Annotated in this window: 14 protein-coding genes; 5 read left to right on the forward strand and 9 right to left on the reverse strand. The window is 69.5% G+C overall.

The genetic code is table 11. From position 1 onward, the window contains the following. Positions 1–13: 13 nt before the first annotated feature. The 3 genes from FHR66_RS08635 (at position 14) to FHR66_RS08645 (ending at position 6420) form a co-directional block, all read left to right on the forward strand. A complete protein-coding gene (locus FHR66_RS08635; RefSeq protein WP_160967481.1) occupies positions 14–2803 on the forward strand; it encodes a sensor domain-containing protein in 2790 nt (929 codons plus the stop codon). Between the two features lie 523 nt (positions 2804–3326). After that, entirely contained in the window at positions 3327–5084 is a 1758-nt protein-coding gene (locus tag FHR66_RS08640) for an ABC transporter permease (RefSeq protein WP_160967479.1), read from the forward strand. Positions 5085–5100: 16 nt separating this feature from the next. Continuing rightward, entirely contained in the window at positions 5101–6420 is a 1320-nt protein-coding gene (locus tag FHR66_RS08645) for an ABC transporter ATP-binding protein (RefSeq protein WP_160967477.1), read from the forward strand. A gap of 656 nt (positions 6421–7076) precedes the next feature. Here FHR66_RS08645 and FHR66_RS08650 read toward each other — a convergent pair. From FHR66_RS08650 to FHR66_RS08675, 6 genes are all read right to left on the reverse strand, one after another. Continuing rightward, positions 7077–7376, reverse strand: coding sequence for a hypothetical protein (locus tag FHR66_RS08650; protein WP_160967475.1), 300 nt, complete (start codon positions 7374–7376; stop codon positions 7077–7079). A 121-nt stretch (positions 7377–7497) separates the two neighbouring features. Further along, positions 7498–8688 carry a methyl-accepting chemotaxis protein gene (locus tag FHR66_RS08655; RefSeq protein WP_160960851.1) on the reverse strand — a complete coding sequence of 397 codons (1191 nt, stop codon included), beginning with the start codon at positions 8686–8688 and terminating at the stop codon, positions 7498–7500. Positions 8689–8851: 163 nt separating this feature from the next. After that, positions 8852–9466 (reverse strand): high frequency lysogenization protein HflD, encoded by a 615-nt coding sequence (hflD, locus tag FHR66_RS08660; protein ID WP_160967473.1) that lies wholly within the window; start codon positions 9464–9466, stop codon positions 8852–8854. Further along, on the reverse strand, positions 9463–10605 hold the full coding sequence (gene mnmA, locus FHR66_RS08665; RefSeq protein WP_167087717.1) for a tRNA 2-thiouridine(34) synthase MnmA: 1143 nt from the start codon (positions 10603–10605) through the stop codon (positions 9463–9465). Before mnmA ends, hflD begins: the two co-directional genes overlap by 4 nt. Continuing rightward, positions 10602–11060 carry an NUDIX hydrolase gene (locus tag FHR66_RS08670; protein ID WP_160967469.1) on the reverse strand — a complete coding sequence of 153 codons (459 nt, stop codon included), beginning with the start codon at positions 11058–11060 and terminating at the stop codon, positions 10602–10604. The genes mnmA and FHR66_RS08670 overlap by 4 nt, the downstream gene beginning before the upstream one ends. Continuing rightward, a complete protein-coding gene (locus FHR66_RS08675) occupies positions 11060–11563 on the reverse strand; it encodes a hypothetical protein (RefSeq protein ID WP_160967467.1) in 504 nt (167 codons plus the stop codon). The genes FHR66_RS08670 and FHR66_RS08675 overlap by 1 nt, the downstream gene beginning before the upstream one ends. 76 nt (positions 11564–11639) lie before the next feature. Here FHR66_RS08675 and clpS point away from each other — a divergent pair, with 76 nt between their 5' ends. Next, complete coding sequence (gene clpS, locus FHR66_RS08680) at positions 11640–11960, forward strand: ATP-dependent Clp protease adapter ClpS (protein ID WP_019796528.1); 321 nt, start codon at positions 11640–11642, stop codon at positions 11958–11960. A 123-nt stretch (positions 11961–12083) separates the two neighbouring features. Continuing rightward, positions 12084–14366, forward strand: coding sequence for an ATP-dependent Clp protease ATP-binding subunit ClpA (clpA, locus tag FHR66_RS08685; protein WP_160967465.1), 2283 nt, complete (start codon positions 12084–12086; stop codon positions 14364–14366). 125 nt (positions 14367–14491) lie between these two features. Here clpA and infA read toward each other — a convergent pair whose 3' ends face one another. The 3 genes from infA to FHR66_RS08700 all read right to left on the reverse strand — a co-directional run bounded on the left by infA (position 14492) and on the right by FHR66_RS08700 (position 16687). Then, the gene (gene infA / locus FHR66_RS08690) at positions 14492–14710 is read right to left on the reverse strand and encodes a translation initiation factor IF-1 (RefSeq protein WP_004425677.1); all 219 of its coding nucleotides are present in this window, start codon (positions 14708–14710) and stop codon (positions 14492–14494) included. 92 nt (positions 14711–14802) lie between these two features. Further along, complete coding sequence (gene aat, locus FHR66_RS08695) at positions 14803–15540, reverse strand: leucyl/phenylalanyl-tRNA--protein transferase (RefSeq protein WP_160967463.1); 738 nt, start codon at positions 15538–15540, stop codon at positions 14803–14805. A 22-nt stretch (positions 15541–15562) separates the two neighbouring features. Further along, a complete protein-coding gene (locus tag FHR66_RS08700) occupies positions 15563–16687 on the reverse strand; it encodes a GNAT family N-acetyltransferase (RefSeq protein WP_160967462.1) in 1125 nt (374 codons plus the stop codon). Positions 16688–16764: the final 77 nt, after the last annotated feature.

Here is a 16764-nt window from a genome sequence, read left to right on the forward strand (position 1 = left end):
GGAGTATCTCGGCGTGGATCAAGGCGTCATCGCAAGCTTGCTGCAGCACCCGCTCACCTCGGCGCTCGTCCTGCTGGACGCCGATGGCAGGCCGCTGGCGGCGAACCGGGCAGCGCAGGCACTGGAGTTGCCGCGCACCGTGGAGGCGTACGCCGAGCTTCTGCGTGCGGCCCGCGAGCGCCTGCTTGGCGGCGAGACCATGCTGGCCTGCGCCTTGCCCGGCACCGCCGGGCGGCGCCTGGACGGCTGGCTGCGTGCGGTCCGCGACGACAGCGGCGGCCTGCTGGCCTACACCCTCAGCGTGCCCGAACCGGTCGGCAGCGACGGCGCCACCCGTTGGGAAATCGCCCTGGACAGCGCCGAGCACGGCCTGTGGGACTGGGACATCCCCAGCGACACCATTTTCCGCTCCGAACGCTGGAAACGCATGCTCGGCTACGGCGGCGATGCCCCGGCCGATGGCCTGAACGCGCTGCTGCCGCTGGTCCACAGCGACGACCAGGAGCGCCTGCGCCAGGCGATCCGCGCGCATTTCGAGGGCAGCACCGAAACCTACATGTGCGAGTTCCGCCTGCGCCGGCAGGACGGGCAGTGGCACTGGATCCTGGACCGCGGCCGGATCGTCGCGCGCACCGCCGACGGCAGCCCGCTGCGCATGATCGGCACGCACACCGACATCCACGAGCAGAAGCTGCTCGAGCAGCGCCTGCGCGACCAGCAGACCCTGCTGCGCGAGGCGCAGCGCATGACCCGCATGGGCAGCTGGTCCTGGGATCCGCTGAATGACCGGGTGTGGTGCTCGCGCGAGTTCCTGCGCGTCACCGGCCTGGACGAACAGCAGACGCCGAGCAGCCGCGGCTGGCTGCGCCTGCTCAGCCGCGATTCGATGGCGCAGCTGATCTCGATCTGGCGGCGCATGGCGCGCGAGGCCAAACCGGCCAATTTCGAGGTGGAGCTGTTGCGCGGCAGCGAGTCGCCGCTGCACCTGCGGGTGTGGGCGCAGCCGCAGGTGGAGGCCGACGGCCGCGTCCAGCGCGTGCTGGGCCAGGTGCAGAACATCACCGAGCAGCGCCAGACCGACGCGCTGATCCGCTGGCGCACCGAACTGCTCAACCGGGTCTCGGCGCTGGGCAAGATCGGCGGCTGCGAGATCGAGGTCGGCACCCGGCGCATGCAGTGGACCGAGGAGTGCTATCGCATCCATGGCCTGCGCAAGGAGGCCATCGATCTGGATCACGCGTTGGCCCTGTACACCCAGGACTCGCGCGATGCGTTCGAGTCGGCACTGGCGCGCATCGCCGAGGGCGGCCTGCCGGAGCAACTGGACCTGTGCTTCCACCGCCCGTCCGGGCAGCGCATCTGGGTGCAGGTGCTGATCGAACTGGACGAGCGCGACGGTCTGCCGCCGCGCTTCGTGGTGCTGTTCCGCGACATCACCCGTGAACGCGAGGCCAGCGAGCGCATCGAGCTGCTGGCCCACTACGACCTGCTCACCGGCCTGCCGAACCGGCAGCTGCTGCGCGAACAGGCCGAGAAGGCGATGCACGATTCGGTGGAGCGCGGCACCACGCTGGCGATGCTGTTCGTCGACCTGGACGGCTTCAAGAGCATCAACGATTCCTTCGGCCACGCCACCGGCGACGCACTGCTGAAGCTGGCGGCCACCCGCATGCATCAGCAACTGCGCACCAGCGACCTGTTCGGCCGCTTCAGCGGCGACGAATTCGTGGTGGTGCTGCGCGACCTGGCCGAGCCCGGCGACGCCGGGCACGTGGCGCGCAAGCTGATCGCGGCGCTGGCCGAACCGCTGCACAGCGGCGAGAACGTGATCAAGATCGGCGCCAGCATCGGCATCGCGCTGATGGAGGAGGGGCGCCAGGACTTCGACGGCCTGCTGCGCGCGGCCGATGCGGCGATGTACGCGGCCAAGGAGTCCGGACGCAACACCTGCCACTACTACAGCCAGGACGTGCTGCTGCGTGCGCAGCGGCGCCTGGAGATCGAGCACGCCCTGCACGGCGCGCTGGACCGCGAGGAGTTCTCGCTGGTGTACCAGCCGCTGGTGCATGCGGCGGGCGAGCGGGCCCCGGCGGTCGAAGCGCTGCTGCGCTGGCATCGCCCCGGCCATGGCCACTGCAATCCGGCCGAGTTCATTCCGATCGCCGAGGAGTGCGGCGAGATCGTACGCCTGGGCGACTGGGTGATCGGCGAGGCCTGCCGCCAGGCCGCGGCCTGGGATGCGGCGGGGCTGAGCTTCGACCGCGTCTCGGTGAACGTCTCGGCGATGCAGTTGCGCGACCGCGGCTTCGCCGAGCGGGTGATCGAGCTGTGCCAGCGCAACGGCTGGTCGCCGAAGCGGCTGGAGCTGGAGCTGACCGAGTCGGCGCTGATCCGCGACAGCGAATCGCTGCGCCGCTGCTTCGAACTGTTCGAACAGGAAGGCGTGCTGCTGGCGGTGGACGATTTCGGTACCGGCTTCTCCAACCTGCATTACCTCAACCGCTTCCCGGTGCAGCGCCTGAAGATCGACCGCAGCTTCGTGCAGGACATGCTGCACGACACTGGCACTGCCAAGGTCACCCAGGCGATCGTGCAGCTCGGCCACGCGCTGGGCATGCAGGTGGTGGCCGAGGGCGTGGAAACCGTGCAGGAAGAGGCGCTGCTGCGCGAGCAGGGCTGCGACGAGATCCAGGGCTATCTGCACTCGCGGCCGCTGCCGCCGCGCGAACTGGCGGCCTGGTTGCGCGCGCGCCAGCAGGTGGCGCCGGCGACGCATCCGCGGCTGGTGCTGGCTGCGCAGTGAATGCGGGGCGCCGCCTGCGCCGCGCGGACTTGCGGCGCCGCAGCGGCTGGCTATACTGCGCGCGCCCATCGTTTCCCGGCCAGAGGCCACCTTCCTTGGACAGTCATCCTAGACCGACGCTGCAGCGACAGAGCTGACAGGACCGCCACGGTCTGGGTCGTCCCAGATGGGTCCCGTCCGCTCAGGACGGGATCGTTCGCCAGCCTCTCGCGGCGCTGGCCTTGATTCCGATAGTGCGCAAGCCCGATCCGCGAGGACTCCGAGCGTAGCCCCTGGCGTTTCCCGTCGTCGGAGCCGCCCATGCGCCTGTCATCGCCCTCGTCCCTGATTCGTTCGTCGCTGCGCGGTCGCGTGGCGCGGCGACGGCGTGCGTGTGCCATCCAGCCGGTGCATGCCCGCGCGGCCGGCAGCGGCTGACGCACGGCGTACATCTTCCCCGGTCACACTGGGCGGTCCGCTTCGCGACCCGCGCCAGCGTCCTTTTTCCTTGCGGCGCCCGCTGCCGCTCCTGCCGGATCTTCCCATGCTGCCATTCGCTCGCGACCGCTCCGCGCCCGGACAGCTCGCCGCACGCCCCGGCGTGCTGCCCAACCTGCACGATCTGGCGGTGTTCGCGCTGCTGCTGGGCCTGGGCGCGCTGCTGCTGCACGGCGCGTCCGACATGCGCGCGCCGCTACCGCCGGCAGGCACCGCCGCGGTGTCGCTGGATCTGTGGCAGCTGCCCGAATACGGCCTGCGCACCACCTTGCGCATGTTCGCGGCGATGGCCGCCTCGCTGGTGTTCACCTTCGTGGTGGCGACCCTGGCCGCCAAGAGCCGGCGCGCCGAGCGGGTGATCGTGCCGGCGCTGGACATCTTGCAGTCGGTGCCGGTGCTGGGCTTCCTCACCTTCACCGTGACCTTCTTCCTCGGCCTGTTCCCCGGCCGCCAGATCGGCGCCGAGCTGGCCTCGATCTTCGCCATCTTCACCAGCCAGGCCTGGAACATGGCGTTCTCGTTCTACCAGTCGCTGCGCAACGTGCCGCGCGACCTGGACGAGGTGTCGCGTGGCTTCGGGCTTAGCGCCTGGCAGCGTTTCTGGCGGCTGGAGGCGCCGTACGCCACGCCCTCGCTGATCTGGAACATGATGATGTCGATGTCCGGCGGCTGGTTCTTCGTGGTCGCCTCCGAGGCGATCAGCGTCGGCGACCACACCCTGGAACTGCCCGGCATCGGCTCGTACCTGGCGCTGGCGATCGGCCAGCGCAACTTCGCCGCGGTCGGCTGGGCGGTGGTGGCGATGGCCGTGCTGATCGCGCTGTACGACCAGTTGCTGTTCCGCCCGATCGTGGCCTGGTCGGACAAGTTCCGCGCCGAACTCACCGCCTCGCAGGACAAGCCGCAGTCGTGGCTGTACGACCTGCTGCGGCGCACGCGCCTGGCCAAGCGCCTGGTCGCGCCGCTGGCCTGGATCTGGCAGCGCGCCATGCTGGTGCGCTGGGCGCCGCGGCGCCAGCCGCAGCCCGTGGCGGCACCGCGCGCATCCGGCCGCAGCGGGGTCTGGGGCGATCGTCTGTGGAGCGCGGCGCTGGCCGTCGCCGGTGCGGCCGCGGCCTGGTTCGCCTACGACTATGGCCGCCGCCATCTGGGCCTGCACGACCTGTCCGAGGCCTTCGGCGGCGGCCTGGCGACGTTACTGCGGGTGGTGGTGCTGATCGCCCTGGCCAGCGTGGTGTGGGTGCCGATCGGGGTGTGGATCGGGCTGCGTCCGAAGGTGGCGCAGCGGGTGCAGCCGCTGGCGCAGTTCCTGGCCGCGTTCCCGGCCAACGTGTTGTTCCCGTTCGCGGTGCTGGCCATCGTCAGCACCGGCGCCGACCCCAACATCTGGCTGTCGCCGCTGATGATCCTCGGCACCCAGTGGTACATCCTGTTCAACGTGATCGCCGGCGCCAGCGCGTTCCCCACCGATCTGCGCGAGGCCGCGACCATCTACCACCTCCGCTCGTGGACCTGGTGGCGGCGGGTGATCCTGCCCGGCATTTTTCCGTACTACATCACCGGTGCGCTCACCGCGTCGGGCGGTTCCTGGAACGCCAGCATCGTGGCCGAGCTGGCCAGCTGGGGCCACACCCAGGTGCAGGCCTACGGCCTCGGCGCCTACATCGCCCGCGCCACCGCCGCCGGCGACGGCCCGCGGGTGCTGCTCGGGGTGGCGGTGATGTCGCTGTTCGTGACCCTCTTCAACCGCGCGGTCTGGCGACGCCTGTACGTCTTCGCCGAACGCCGCCTGCGTTTCGACTGATTCCTGGAGACCGACCATGAGCTATTCCGCAAGCGTGCCCGAGCGCGCCCCGCTGGTCCGCGTGCAGGGCGTGCGCAAGACCTACGACAAGGGCGGAGCGACGCCGCTGGTGGTACTGGAGGATGTCGACCTGACCCTGCACTCGGGGCAGATCGTGGGCTTGCTCGGCCGTTCCGGCTCGGGCAAGTCGACCCTGTTGCGCGCCATCGCCGGGCTGCTGCAGCCCAGCGCCGGCAGCATCGCCTTCCGCGACGCCGCGCCCGGCCAGGTTGCCGATGACATCGCCATGGTGTTCCAGAGCTTCGCCCTGTTCCCGTGGCTGACCGTGCTGCAGAACGTGGAAGTCGGCCTGGAGGCGCGCGGCGTGGCCGTCGACGAGCGCCGCCGGCGCGCCCTGGCGGCGATCGACCTGATCGGCCTGGACGGCTACGAGGGCGCCTATCCGAAGGAACTGTCCGGCGGCATGCGCCAGCGCGTGGGCCTGGCGCGGGCGCTGGTGGTGCGGCCGAAGCTGCTGCTGATGGACGAGCCGTTCTCGGCGCTGGACGTGCTGACCGCCGAGACCCTGCGTACCGACCTGCTGGATCTGTGGTCGGAAGGGCGCATGCCGATCGAATCGATCCTGATGGTCACCCACAACATCGAAGAGGCGGTGTTGATGTGCGACCGCATCGTGATCTTCGGCGCCAACCCGGGGCGGGTGATCGGCGAGATCGAGGTGACCCTGCCGCAGCCGCGCAATCGCCTGGCACCGGCGTTCCGCGCCCTGGTCGACGACATCTACGCGCGCATGACCGCCAGCCCGCAGCGGCCACAGACCCGCGAAGGCGTGTTCCCGGGCAGCGGCATCGCCATGGTGTTGCCGCGGGTCTCGAGCAACCTGATGGCCGGCCTGATCGAGGCGGTGGCGGCCGAGCCGTACCACGGCCGGGCCGACCTGCCGCCGCTGGCCGCCGGCCTGCAACTGGAAGTGGACGAACTGTTCCCGATCGCCGAGACCCTGCAACTGCTGCGCTTCGCCGTGTTCGAACAGGGCGACCTGCAGCTGACGCCGGCCGGGCAGCGCTTCGCCGAGCTGGGCACCGATGCGCGCAAGCAGCTGTTCGCCCAGCACCTGGCCACCTACGTGCCGTTGGCCGCGCACATCCGCCGCGTGCTCGACGAACGCCCCGCACATCACGCGCCGGCGCGCCGCTTCCGCGACGAGCTGGAAGACCACATGTCCGAGGCCTATGCGGCGGAGACGGTGCAGGCGGTCACCAGCTGGGCGCGCTACGCCGAGTATTTCGCCTACGACAAGCAGGCGGACCTGTTCTCGCTGGAGAATCCGAGCTGATCCGCCAGCGGTGTACGGCGTCGCGTAGAGCGGCTTCCGCCGCGACCCGACGCCCGACAGTGCGGAAGCGGCTTCAGGCACTGGCCCGGATGCGATGCCGGTCGATGTCGCATCTCTATCGCCGAATTCGCGCTTGCATCAACGATGCCGCGATCTGATCGCGGCCGTTGTGGCAGGGATTTGAATTCCGACTGCAAGCGCATCAACGCTACCGGAGGGCGTCACGCGTCGCGACTGAAGTCGCTCCCACAGGAGCGTTCCCGCGCTCCGGCGCTGAATTGCGTTGGAAGCTTTACCCACGACGCTGGATGCGATGTCGGTCGATGTCGCAGCTCGCCGCCGAATCCGCTTCTGGAACGACGATGTCGCGATCTGATCGGAGTAGGTGTGGGAGGAACTTCAGTCCCGACTGCAGGTGGCCGGCCGGGCACGCGTCGCTCGCTTGCCGCGACCAAACGGCATTGCGCATCGCTGCGTCTTGCCGTGGTCTAGCGAGACCAGACATCGCCTTGTAGGAGCCCGGACGATCGGCTCGGCCTCATGCGCCAAGCGAGATCCAACGCGATGAGGTTGGGTGAATCTTCTTGGCAGTGCTCCGAGCGCATGCCACGCACAGGCTGCGCGCGCCGCCCGCAAACGCAACCGCCGCGATCGACTCAGTCGCCGTCGTAGAGCGGGAAGTGCACCGGCGGCGCCGGGGTGCCGGCGGCGGCGACCGCGCTGCCGTTCAGGCCCATGTCCCAGGCCAGGCCGGCCCAGACCGGGTCGGCGATGCGCGCGTCCTGCTGCGTCGGTGTGTGCGCAATCAGCAACTGCCGCAGTTCGGCCTGGGCCAGGGTCTCCAGCCGCCGCAGCGCGTGGCCGGGCTGGCGCGGCGCGGTCACCGGCCGCGGGCCGGGATCGGCCACCGGCTCGGACGAGGACGCGTGTGCGCTGCTGCGTTCATCGCAGGACATGGCCGCAACTCGGGACAGGGACTGGAGAGGCATCGACATCGACGGGGCTGGACGGGAAGGGCAGAGACGACAAGCCCCGGCAGGGGCCGGGGACTCGTCGGTTCATGGCGCGGAGGACGATTTAGAACAGCTCGACAGTGCCGGCGCCCATGCTCTGCTGCGCCACCGGCTTGTGCGGCGGGCGCTCCCACTCGGTGCGCATGTCGCGCAGGCGGTTGCCGACCCGCTGCAGAGCGTCGATCAGTTCGTGGTCGAACACCCCGCCATTGCGGTGCAGCAGTTCCTGCAGCGCCACGGCCTCGCGGTTGATCGCGGTCAGGCGGTCCAGGTGGGTGTGCACGCCGCCCAGGGCCTGGGTCGCGATGTCCTCGAACTGCAGGGCGCGCACCGCTTCGGCGACGCTGCTGTCGATGGCGCGGCCGCACTCGGAGATCTCGCGCATGCCGTCGCCCAGCGAGTGGTTGATCGCGGCCACGTTGTCCAGCATCGCCGCGGCCTCGGCCCGCGCCTCGCGGGAGCGGTCCATGTCGCGCGATGCCATGTTCGAGACCGTCTCGCGGACCTTGGCGATGGCGTCCTTGGAGCTGTGCGCCAGCTTGCGGATCTGCTCGTTGAAGGTGGTCGAGCGCTCGGACAGGTTGCGCACCTCGTCGGCCACCACCGCGAAGCCGCGGCCCGCCTCGCCGGCACGCGCCGCTTCGATCGCCGCGTTCAGCGCCAGCAGGTTGGTCTGGTCGGCGATCGACTTGACGTCCTCCAGCAGGGCGAAGATGCCGTCCAGATGCTGGGACATGTCGTCGATGTAGTGCACCGTGGTGCTGCTCTGGCCGCTGACCTGCTCCAGTGCCTCCACCAGTTGCTCCATGCGCTGGCTGGCATGCTGGGCGAAGCGGGCCACGTCCACACCGGCACCGCCGTCTTCGCCGGCGCGGTCGACGATGCGGGCCAGCGCCACGCTCTGCTGCCGCGACTTGCGGTTCATTGCCTCGAAGCTGCCGCCCAGGCCGCTGACGGCTTGGCGGATCAGTTCGCGGGCACGTTCGATCTCGGAGCGGGAGCCCTCGATCTCGTTGCCGACGAAGCTGCGCAGCTCGTTCAGCAGGTGGTCCTGCTCGCGCATGACCTTGGCCTGCTCCGGCGAGCGCCGGGTCTGGCTGTACGCGGTCCAGCCGGCGAAGCCGAGCCAGCTCAGCGTCATGGTGGTGAGGATGGCCCAACGGACCGGGGCCGGCCAGTCGAAACCGGCGGCGATGGGGAACAGCAGCGTCAGGGCGAGCGGGGCGGCCAGACGGATCAGGAGGCGTGAGTACATGGACGTTCTCGGCAGATTCACGATTGCTGTATCGGCCGTCCCCCCCGGGTCTTTAGCAACGCCGTGAGCGGATCATCGAAACCTGCCGACATTCATACGATCGGCGTCGCAGAACGGCCGAGCGGGGCGCGCTGCATGGCCCCGCGCCGGTGCCCTCGCGGGCTCAGCCCAGCGCGCGGTCCACGGTGTCGCGCATGCGCCGCTTGGCCAGCAGGAAGTCCCACAGGCTGCCGCCCATCTGCCGCCACAGCACCGCCGCGCGCACCGCCGCCAGCAGCAGCGCGCGGATCTCGGCCACCACCCCGGCCTGGCCCAGGTAGTGCGGATTGCCTTGCACCATCACCCGGGGGCGCAGGTGGCTGATGGTGTCGGCATAGAGCTGGCCCAGCGCCGCGATCACCTCCGGGTGGGTGCTGTCGCCATGGCGCTCCAGCAGCGGCGCGATCCGGGCCAGGCCGGCGTCGACCTTGGCGTCGGTCTCGGCATCGCCGGCGAAGCGCCGCTCCAGCTGGATCACCGCCAGCGCCAGCCGCGGCAGCACCTCGTCCTGGCCCTGGTTGCGGAAGTAGTTGTGCAGCAGGCGCAGGCCTGGCGCCAGGTCGGCGCGGCGGCCGTACACCGCCTCGGGGCTGGGCGCGTCGATGCGGAACACGCTGTCGAGCAGGGTGCGCACCAGCGACGCCTCCGACTGGCCGGTCTCGGCGATGCGCCGCACCTGCTGCAGGGCCTGGGCCATGCCCGCCAGCGCCAGCATGCGCGCGTCCATGGAATCGGTCATCGAATCGTGTCCTCGTGTGCGGCGGGTGCCTGCTGCGCCAAGCGGCGCTCCAGCGGGGCATCGGTAGTGGCGATCACGGCGCCGCCCAGGCATTCCTCGCCCTGGTACAGCACCAGCGACTGCCCGGGGGTGACGGCGCGCTGCGGGCGCGCGAAGCGCACCGACAGGGTGCCGTCGTCGCCGACCTCGACCGTGCAGTGCTCGTCGGCCTGGCGGTAGCGGGTCTGGGCGGTGCAGTCGAAGCGTCGTGCCGGCGGCGCGCCGGCGATCCAGTGCGCGGTCTCGGACTGCAGCCGGTTGGCCATCAGGTAAGGGCTGTCGCGGTCCTGGTCGACGTACAGCAGGTTCCGGGCGACGTCCTTGCCGACCACGTACCACGGCGCGGCGGCGCGCCCGCGCACCCCGCCGATGTTCAGGCCCTCGCGCTGGCCCAGGGTGAAGTAGAACACCCCCGGATGCTCGGCCACGACATGCTCGTGCGGATCGCGGATCTCGCCGCGCCGGGCCGGCAGGTAACGCCCCAGGAATTCGCGGAAATCGCGTTCGCCGATGAAGCAGATGCCGGTGGAGTCCTTCTTGGCGTGGGTCGGCAGGCCGGCCTCGCGGGCGATGCGGCGCACCTGCTCCTTGGGCAGCTCGCCGACCGGGAACAGCGTCGCAGCCAGTTGCGCCTGGCCCAGCTGGTGCAGGAAGTAGCTCTGGTCCTTGTTGCGGTCCAGCCCACGCAGCAGCCGCCAGCGGCCGCCGACGCTGTCCACCCGCGCATAGTGGCCGGTGGCGATGCGTTCGGCGCCGAGTTCGCGTGCCGCGTCCAGGAAATGCTTGAACTTGACCTCGCGGTTGCACAGCACGTCCGGGTTTGGGGTGCGCCCGGCGGCGTATTCGGCCAGGAAGTGTGCGAACACGCCTTGCCAGTACTCCTGCGAAAAATCGCGGAAATGGAACGGGATGCCGAGCCGCCCGCACACCGCCACCGCATCGCGGCGGTCGTCGTCGGCGCGGCAATCGCCGCTGCCGTCATCGGCCCAGTTCTGCATGAACAGCCCGGACACCGCGGCCCCCTGCTGGACCAGTTGCCAGGCCGCCACCGACGAATCCACGCCGCCGGAGACCCCGACCATGACCGTTGCGCCGCTCATGCCACCTGCCGCAACAGGTCCAGCGGGTAGCGGCGTCCGGCCAGGAAATCGGCCACCACCTGCCATACCAGCGGGCTGCGCCAGCGCGGCGCGGCGGCCTCCAGCTCGGCCGGGGTCATCCACAGCGCGCGCACGATGCCGGTGTCCAGCGGCCGCTGCGGATCGTGCGCGACCGGGTCGGCGGCGAAGGCGAAGCGCAGGTAGTGGCGGCCGTTGTCGGCCTTCCACTGGTAGGCGCCGATGAACGCGGTCGGCTGCACCTGCCAGCCGGTTTCCTCCAGCGTCTCGCGCACCGCGGCCTCGATCAGGCTCTCGTCCGGCTCCAGGTGGCCGGCCGGCTGGTTCAGCACCAGCGCACCGGCGATGGCTTCCTCCACCTGCAGCAAGCGCCCGTCGCGCACCACCACCGTGGCCACGGTCACGTCCGGCTGCCAGGGTTCTGCGGCCGCCGTCATCAGAACAGATCCTTGCCGCCGTTGAGTTCGGCGTCCATCGCGTCGGCGCCGCGTGCGGCCGCCTCCAGCGCCTCGCGCAGCGCCGTGTCGTCGGCATCGGCGGGGATCTTGACCACGAACACCGCGGTGCCGCCCTGGCGGACCCAGCCGCCGAGGATGTCCGACTGCGCATCCTCCAGCAGCCGGTTGGCGACCTTGGCGGGCAGGCTGTCGCCCTGCGCCTGGTAGGCCGGCGACCACACCTCGCGGATGCGGTAGCTGCCGAAGGTCTCCACCGGCGAGCGCACGTAGGTGAGCTGCTTGCGCTCGCGGCCTTGGTCGCGCAGGCCGAACAGCACCTGGTAATCGCCGTCCTCGTCGGCCTGCACGTCGTAGCCCAGCGCCTGCAGGCGCTTGCCCAGCGCCGCGTCCGGCGGCTCGGCGGCGGCCGGCAGGGCCACGGCGAGCAGCGTGGCGAGCAGCGGAACCTTGGGGAACATCGTCGAATGCATGCGAAGCGCCATCGAAAGGAGGGGAATTGTGCGGGCAGGGCCGGCGATCGTCCAATCCGGGCCGGCGGCCCCCGTATATAATGGGCGGATGCCCCGCAAGAATTCCCCCGAGCACGATCATGGCGTCATGGTGGAGACCGGCAAGCCGGAAATCGCCCGCCCGCCGATGTATCAGGTGCTGCTGCTGAACGACGACTACACCCCGATGGACTTCGTGGTGACCGTGCTGCAGCAGTTCTTCTCCCTGGACCTGGAGCGCGCCACCCAGGTGATGCTGCACGTCCATACCCGCGGCCGCGGGGTATGCGGGGTCTATACCCGCGAGGTGGCTGAATCCAAGGTGGCTCAGGTGAACGAGTTCTCGCGGATGAACCAGCACCCCCTGTTGTGCACGATGGAAAAAGCCTGATAGTGGGAGGCGTCGGTCACCGGTTTGCCCGGACTAACGCGGTGTGAACACACTGATCCGATAGGGTTGTGGAAATTCGCAACTCAAGCCACATATTGTTGGCAACAGACGTCGGAGTACACCATGTTCAGCAAAGATCTCGAGCAGACCATCGGCCAGTGCTACAAGCGCGCCCGGGAAGCCCGTCATGAGTTCATGACGGTGGAGCACCTGCTGTTGGCGCTGCTCGACAACCCCTCCGCCCAGGCCGTGCTCAAGGCCTGCGGCGCCGACGTCGAGCGGCTGCGCAGCGACCTGGAACAGGCCATCGAGGCCTCCGTGGCGCGCCTGGCCGAGGATGACGGCCGCGACACCCAGCCCACCCTGGGCTTCCAGCGGGTGCTGCAGCGGGCGGTCTACCACGTGCAGTCCTCGGGCAAGAAGGAGGTCAGCGGCGCCAACGTGCTGGTGGCGATCTTCGGCGAGAAGGACTCGCATGCGGTGTACTTCCTGAACCAGCAGGACATCACCCGCCTGGACATCGTCAACTACCTGTCCCACGGCATCGCCAAGATGGGCGAGGACGGCGAGCACGCCGCGCCGGCCGACGGCGAGCCCAAGGGCGAGGCGGGCGAGGGCGAGCCGAAGGGCGACGCCCTGGCCGAGTACGCCACCAATCTGAACGAGCAGGCCCGCAACGGCCGCATCGACCCGCTGGTGGGCCGCGCCGACGAGATCGAGCGCACCATCCAGGTGTTGTGCCGCCGCCGCAAGAACAATCCGCTGTACGTGGGCGAGGCCGGCGTCGGCAAGACCGCCATCGCCGAAGGCCTGGCCAAGCGCATCGTCGAAGGCAGCGTGCCCGCGGTGCTGGCCGATGCGGTGATCTTCTCGCTCGACCTGGGCGCGCTGGTCGCCGGCACCAAGTACCGGGGCGACTTCGAGAAGCGCCTGAAGGGCGTGCTGACCTCGCTGAAGAAGGTGCCCAACGCGGTGCTGTTCATCGACGAGATCCACACCATCATCGGTGCCGGCTCCGCCTCCGGCGGCACCATGGACGCGTCCAACCTGATCAAGCCGGCGCTGTCCTCGGGCGACCTGCGCTGCATCGGCTCGACCACGTTCCAGGAATACCGCGGCATCTTCGAGAAGGACCGCGCCCTGGCGCGGCGCTTCCAGAAGATCGACATCGTCGAGCCGACCGTGGGCGAAACCTTCGAGATCCTGCAGGGCCTCAAGCCCAAGTACGAGGCGCACCACGGCGTGACCTATGCCGACGACGCGCTGCAGGCGGCGGTGGACCTGTCGGTCAAGCACATCGGCGACCGACTGCTGCCGGACAAGGCGATCGACGTGATCGACGAGGCCGGCGCGCGCCAGCGGCTGCTGCCGGAAGGCCAGCGCAAGGAGTTGATCGACATCGAGGAGATCGAGACCATCGTCGCCAAGATGGCGCGGATCCCGGCCAAGCAGGTCAGCGCCACCGACAAGGACGTGCTGCAGCACCTGGAGCGCAACCTGAAGATGGTGATCTTCGGCCAGGATCCGGCGATCGAGACACTGTCCTCGTCGATCAAGCTGGCGCGCTCGGGCCTGGCCAATCCGGAAAAGCCGATCGGCAACTTCCTGTTCGCCGGCCCCACCGGCGTGGGCAAGACCGAGGTCACCAAGCAGTTGGCGCTGCAGTTGGGCATCGAGCTGGTGCGCTTCGACATGTCCGAGTACATGGAGCCGCATTCGATCAGCCGCCTGATCGGCGCGCCCCCGGGCTACGTCGGCTTCGACCAGGGCGGCCTGCTGACCGAGAAGATCGTCAAGACCCCGCACTGCGTGTTGCTGCTGGACGAGGTGGAGAAAGCGCACCCGGACATCTTCAACATCCTGCTGCAGGTCATGGACCGCGGCGTGCTCACCGACACCAACGGGCGCGAGGCCAATTTCAAGAACGTGATCCTGGTGATGACCACCAATGCCGGCGCCACCCAGGCCTCGCGGCGCTCGATCGGCTTCACTCAGCAGGACCACTCCACCGATGCGATGGAGATCATCCGTCGCAGCTTCACCCCGGAGTTCCGCAACCGTCTGGATGCGGTGGTGCAGTTCCAGCCGCTGGCCTTCAGCCACATCCTGCGCGTGGTCGACAAGTTCGTGATCGAGCTGGAGATGTTGCTGCAGGAGAAGCACGTGTCGCTGTCGGCGACCCCGACCGCACGCGACTGGCTGGCCCAGCACGGCTTCGACCCGCTGATGGGCGCGCGGCCGATGGCGCGGGTGATTCAGGACAAGGTCAAGCGCCCGCTGGCCGACGAGCTGCTGTTCGGCAAGCTGGTCAACGGCGGCCGCGTCACCATCGACGTGCGCGACGGCGAGCTGGTGGTGGAGACCCAGGCCGAGCCCGAGCGCCTGCTGCCGGCGACGGTGGACTGAGGCCGACAGGCACGACGAAAGGCGGCTGCAGAGGCTGCAGCCGCCTGGCGAAGTCACCGTCGTTCCATCGTTGCAGACGCGAAAGGCGGCCACTGGCCGCCTTCTTCATGTCCGCCCGCGGCGGATTACTTCATGCGGTAGGTGATGCGACCCTTGGTCAGGTCGTACGGGGTCATTTCGACCTTCACCCGGTCGCCGGTCAGGATGCGGATGTAGTTCTTGCGCATGCGGCCGGAGATGTGAGCGATGATTTCGTGTCCGTTTTCCAGCTTGACCCGGAACGTGGTATTGGGCAACGTCTCGCTGACGGTGCCTTCGAATTCGATGGAGTCGTCTTTCGACATGTAATCCTGTGCGATTCGGAGCGGCCAAAGGCCTGAAGAGCGAGGATTTTACTCGCCTGCGCCGCGCCATGCAAAGTTTGCGTTAATCCCGCTCAATCCTGGGCCAGTTCCAGCGCCGCCAGCGACCCGAATCGCGACGTCCAGGGCCCGTTCTGGGCCGGCGCCGCCGCCAGCGGCGCGATGGTCTCCAGGAAGCGCGCGCGCGGCCAGCGCTCGGCGCCCAGGCTCAGCAGGTGATCGTTCTCCACCTGCGCGTCGATCAGCGGCCAGCCCCAGCCGTGCAGGCGCCGCGCCAGCGCCGCCAGCGCGACCTTGGAGCCGCCGCTGCGCGCACTGAACATGCTCTCGCCGAAGAACATGCGTCCGCGTGCCACTCCGTAGATGCCGCCGACCAGTTCGCTGCCGTCGAACACTTCCACCGAATGCGCGTGGCCGGCCTGGTGCAGGGTCAGATAGGCGTCGCGCATCGGTGCGGTGATCCAGGTGCCGTCCTGCCCAGGGCGCGGGATCTGTGCGCAGGCATCGATGACCTGCGTGAAGGCGGTGTCGGCGCGCACCGTCCACGGGCAGTGGCGCAGGCTGCGGCGGAAGCGCGAGGACAGGCGCACGCCATCGCTGCGGAACACGGTGCGCGGGTCCGGGCTCCACCACAGGATCGGCTCGCCGTCGGAATACCAGGGGAAGATGCCCTGCACATAGGCCGCAAGCAGGCGCGTCGGCGACAGGTCGCCGCCGACCGCGAGCAAGCCGTCCGGCTCGCGCAGGGCGCTGGACGGCGGCGGGAACGGGGCGGCGGGATCGGCCGCGAGCAGGGCAGGGAGACGACGCATCGCCGGCAGCGTAGCCGATGCCTCAGGCGTCGTGGCGGAACGGCGAGTGGCGCTGCAATTCCGCCGCGTGCTGGCGCACCTCGGCGCGTTCCTGGGCGCACCACTCGGCCAGCGGCACACGGAAGCCCGGGTCGGCGATCCAGTGGCGGCTGCGTACCAGCCGCGGCAGGAAGCCGCGGGCGATCTTGTGCTGGCCCTGTGCGCCCGGTTCGAAGTGGGTCAGGCCCTCGCGCAGGCAGTATTCGATGCCCTGGTAGTAGCAGGTCTCGAAGTGCAGGCCGGGCAGGGCGTCGCCGCCCCAATAACGGCCGTACAAGGTGTCGCCGCCGCGCAGGCAGAACGCGCCGGCTACCGGCGCGCCTTCATGCATGGCGAGGAAGATCAACAGGTTGCGCGGCATCGTTCGCGCAAGATGTGAGAAGAATTCCAGGGTCAGCGCCGGCGAATTGCCGTAGTCGTCGAAGGTGCGCAGATAGAATCCGTACATCGCCTGCAGGTCGGCAGCGCTGGCCTCGTCGCCGTGCAGCACCCGGAAGTCGATGCCGGCGCGCTGCACCTTGGCCCGCTCCTGGCGGATGTTCTTGCGGTGCTTGTGGTCCATCGCGCCCAGGTAATCGTCGAACCCGGTCCAGCCGGCGTCGTTGTGCCACTGGTACTGCACGTCGTTGCGCTCCAGCCAGTCGGCGCCGAACGCGGCGTCCTCTTCGGCGCGGTGGAAATTGACGTGGGCCGAGGACAGGTTGGTGCTCTCGGTCAGCGCCTGCATGGCCGCGAGCAGTTCCTGTTGCGCCGCCTGATCGCGCGCCAGCAGCCGCGGCCCGGTCACCGGCGAGTACGGCACCGCGCACAGCCACTTAGGGAAGTAGTCCTGGCCATAGCGCGCGTAGGCATGCGCCCAGGCATGGTCGAACACGAATTCGCCGTGCGAGTTGCTTTTGACGTACCCGGGCGCCGCGGCGACCAGCGCCTCGCCGTCCCAGACGGTGAGATGCAGCGGGCTCCAGCCCCAGTCCGGGCGCAGGCAGCCGTGCTGCTCCAGGCCGGCCAGAAACGCGTGGGCGACGAACGGATTGCGGCCGTCGTGCAGGGCGTCCCAGTCGGCAGCGGCGACCGCGTCGAGCTGGCGCAGCCAGCGGATCCGGCTCATTGCTGTGACGACTTGCAGTAGAGGGCGGCGCAGCGGCCGCGCGTGCCACCTGCCGCCCGCGCGGGCGCATGGCCGCC

The sequence above is a fragment of the Xanthomonas sp. F4 genome (assembly GCF_011761895.1).

Coding starts and splice junctions, on each gene's coding strand:
- aat (WP_160967463.1), bottom strand. CDS start 15,540: ATGCGTCGTCTCCCTGCCCTGCTCGCGGCCGATCCCGCCGCCCCGTTC.
- FHR66_RS08655 (WP_160960851.1), bottom strand. CDS start 8,688: ATGTACTCACGCCTCCTGATCCGTCTGGCCGCCCCGCTCGCCCTGACG.
- infA (WP_004425677.1), bottom strand. CDS start 14,710: ATGTCGAAAGACGACTCCATCGAATTCGAAGGCACCGTCAGCGAGACG.
- FHR66_RS08650 (WP_160967475.1), bottom strand. CDS start 7,376: ATGTCCTGCGATGAACGCAGCAGCGCACACGCGTCCTCGTCCGAGCCG.
- FHR66_RS08670 (WP_160967469.1), bottom strand. CDS start 11,060: ATGACGGCGGCCGCAGAACCCTGGCAGCCGGACGTGACCGTGGCCACG.
- mnmA (WP_167087717.1), bottom strand. CDS start 10,605: ATGAGCGGCGCAACGGTCATGGTCGGGGTCTCCGGCGGCGTGGATTCG.
- clpA (WP_160967465.1), top strand. CDS start 12,084: ATGTTCAGCAAAGATCTCGAGCAGACCATCGGCCAGTGCTACAAGCGC.
- FHR66_RS08675 (WP_160967467.1), bottom strand. CDS start 11,563: ATGGCGCTTCGCATGCATTCGACGATGTTCCCCAAGGTTCCGCTGCTC.
- hflD (WP_160967473.1), bottom strand. CDS start 9,466: ATGACCGATTCCATGGACGCGCGCATGCTGGCGCTGGCGGGCATGGCC.
- FHR66_RS08640 (WP_160967479.1), top strand. CDS start 3,327: ATGCTGCCATTCGCTCGCGACCGCTCCGCGCCCGGACAGCTCGCCGCA.
- FHR66_RS08700 (WP_160967462.1), bottom strand. CDS start 16,687: ATGAGCCGGATCCGCTGGCTGCGCCAGCTCGACGCGGTCGCCGCTGCC.
- FHR66_RS08645 (WP_160967477.1), top strand. CDS start 5,101: ATGAGCTATTCCGCAAGCGTGCCCGAGCGCGCCCCGCTGGTCCGCGTG.
- clpS (WP_019796528.1), top strand. CDS start 11,640: ATGCCCCGCAAGAATTCCCCCGAGCACGATCATGGCGTCATGGTGGAG.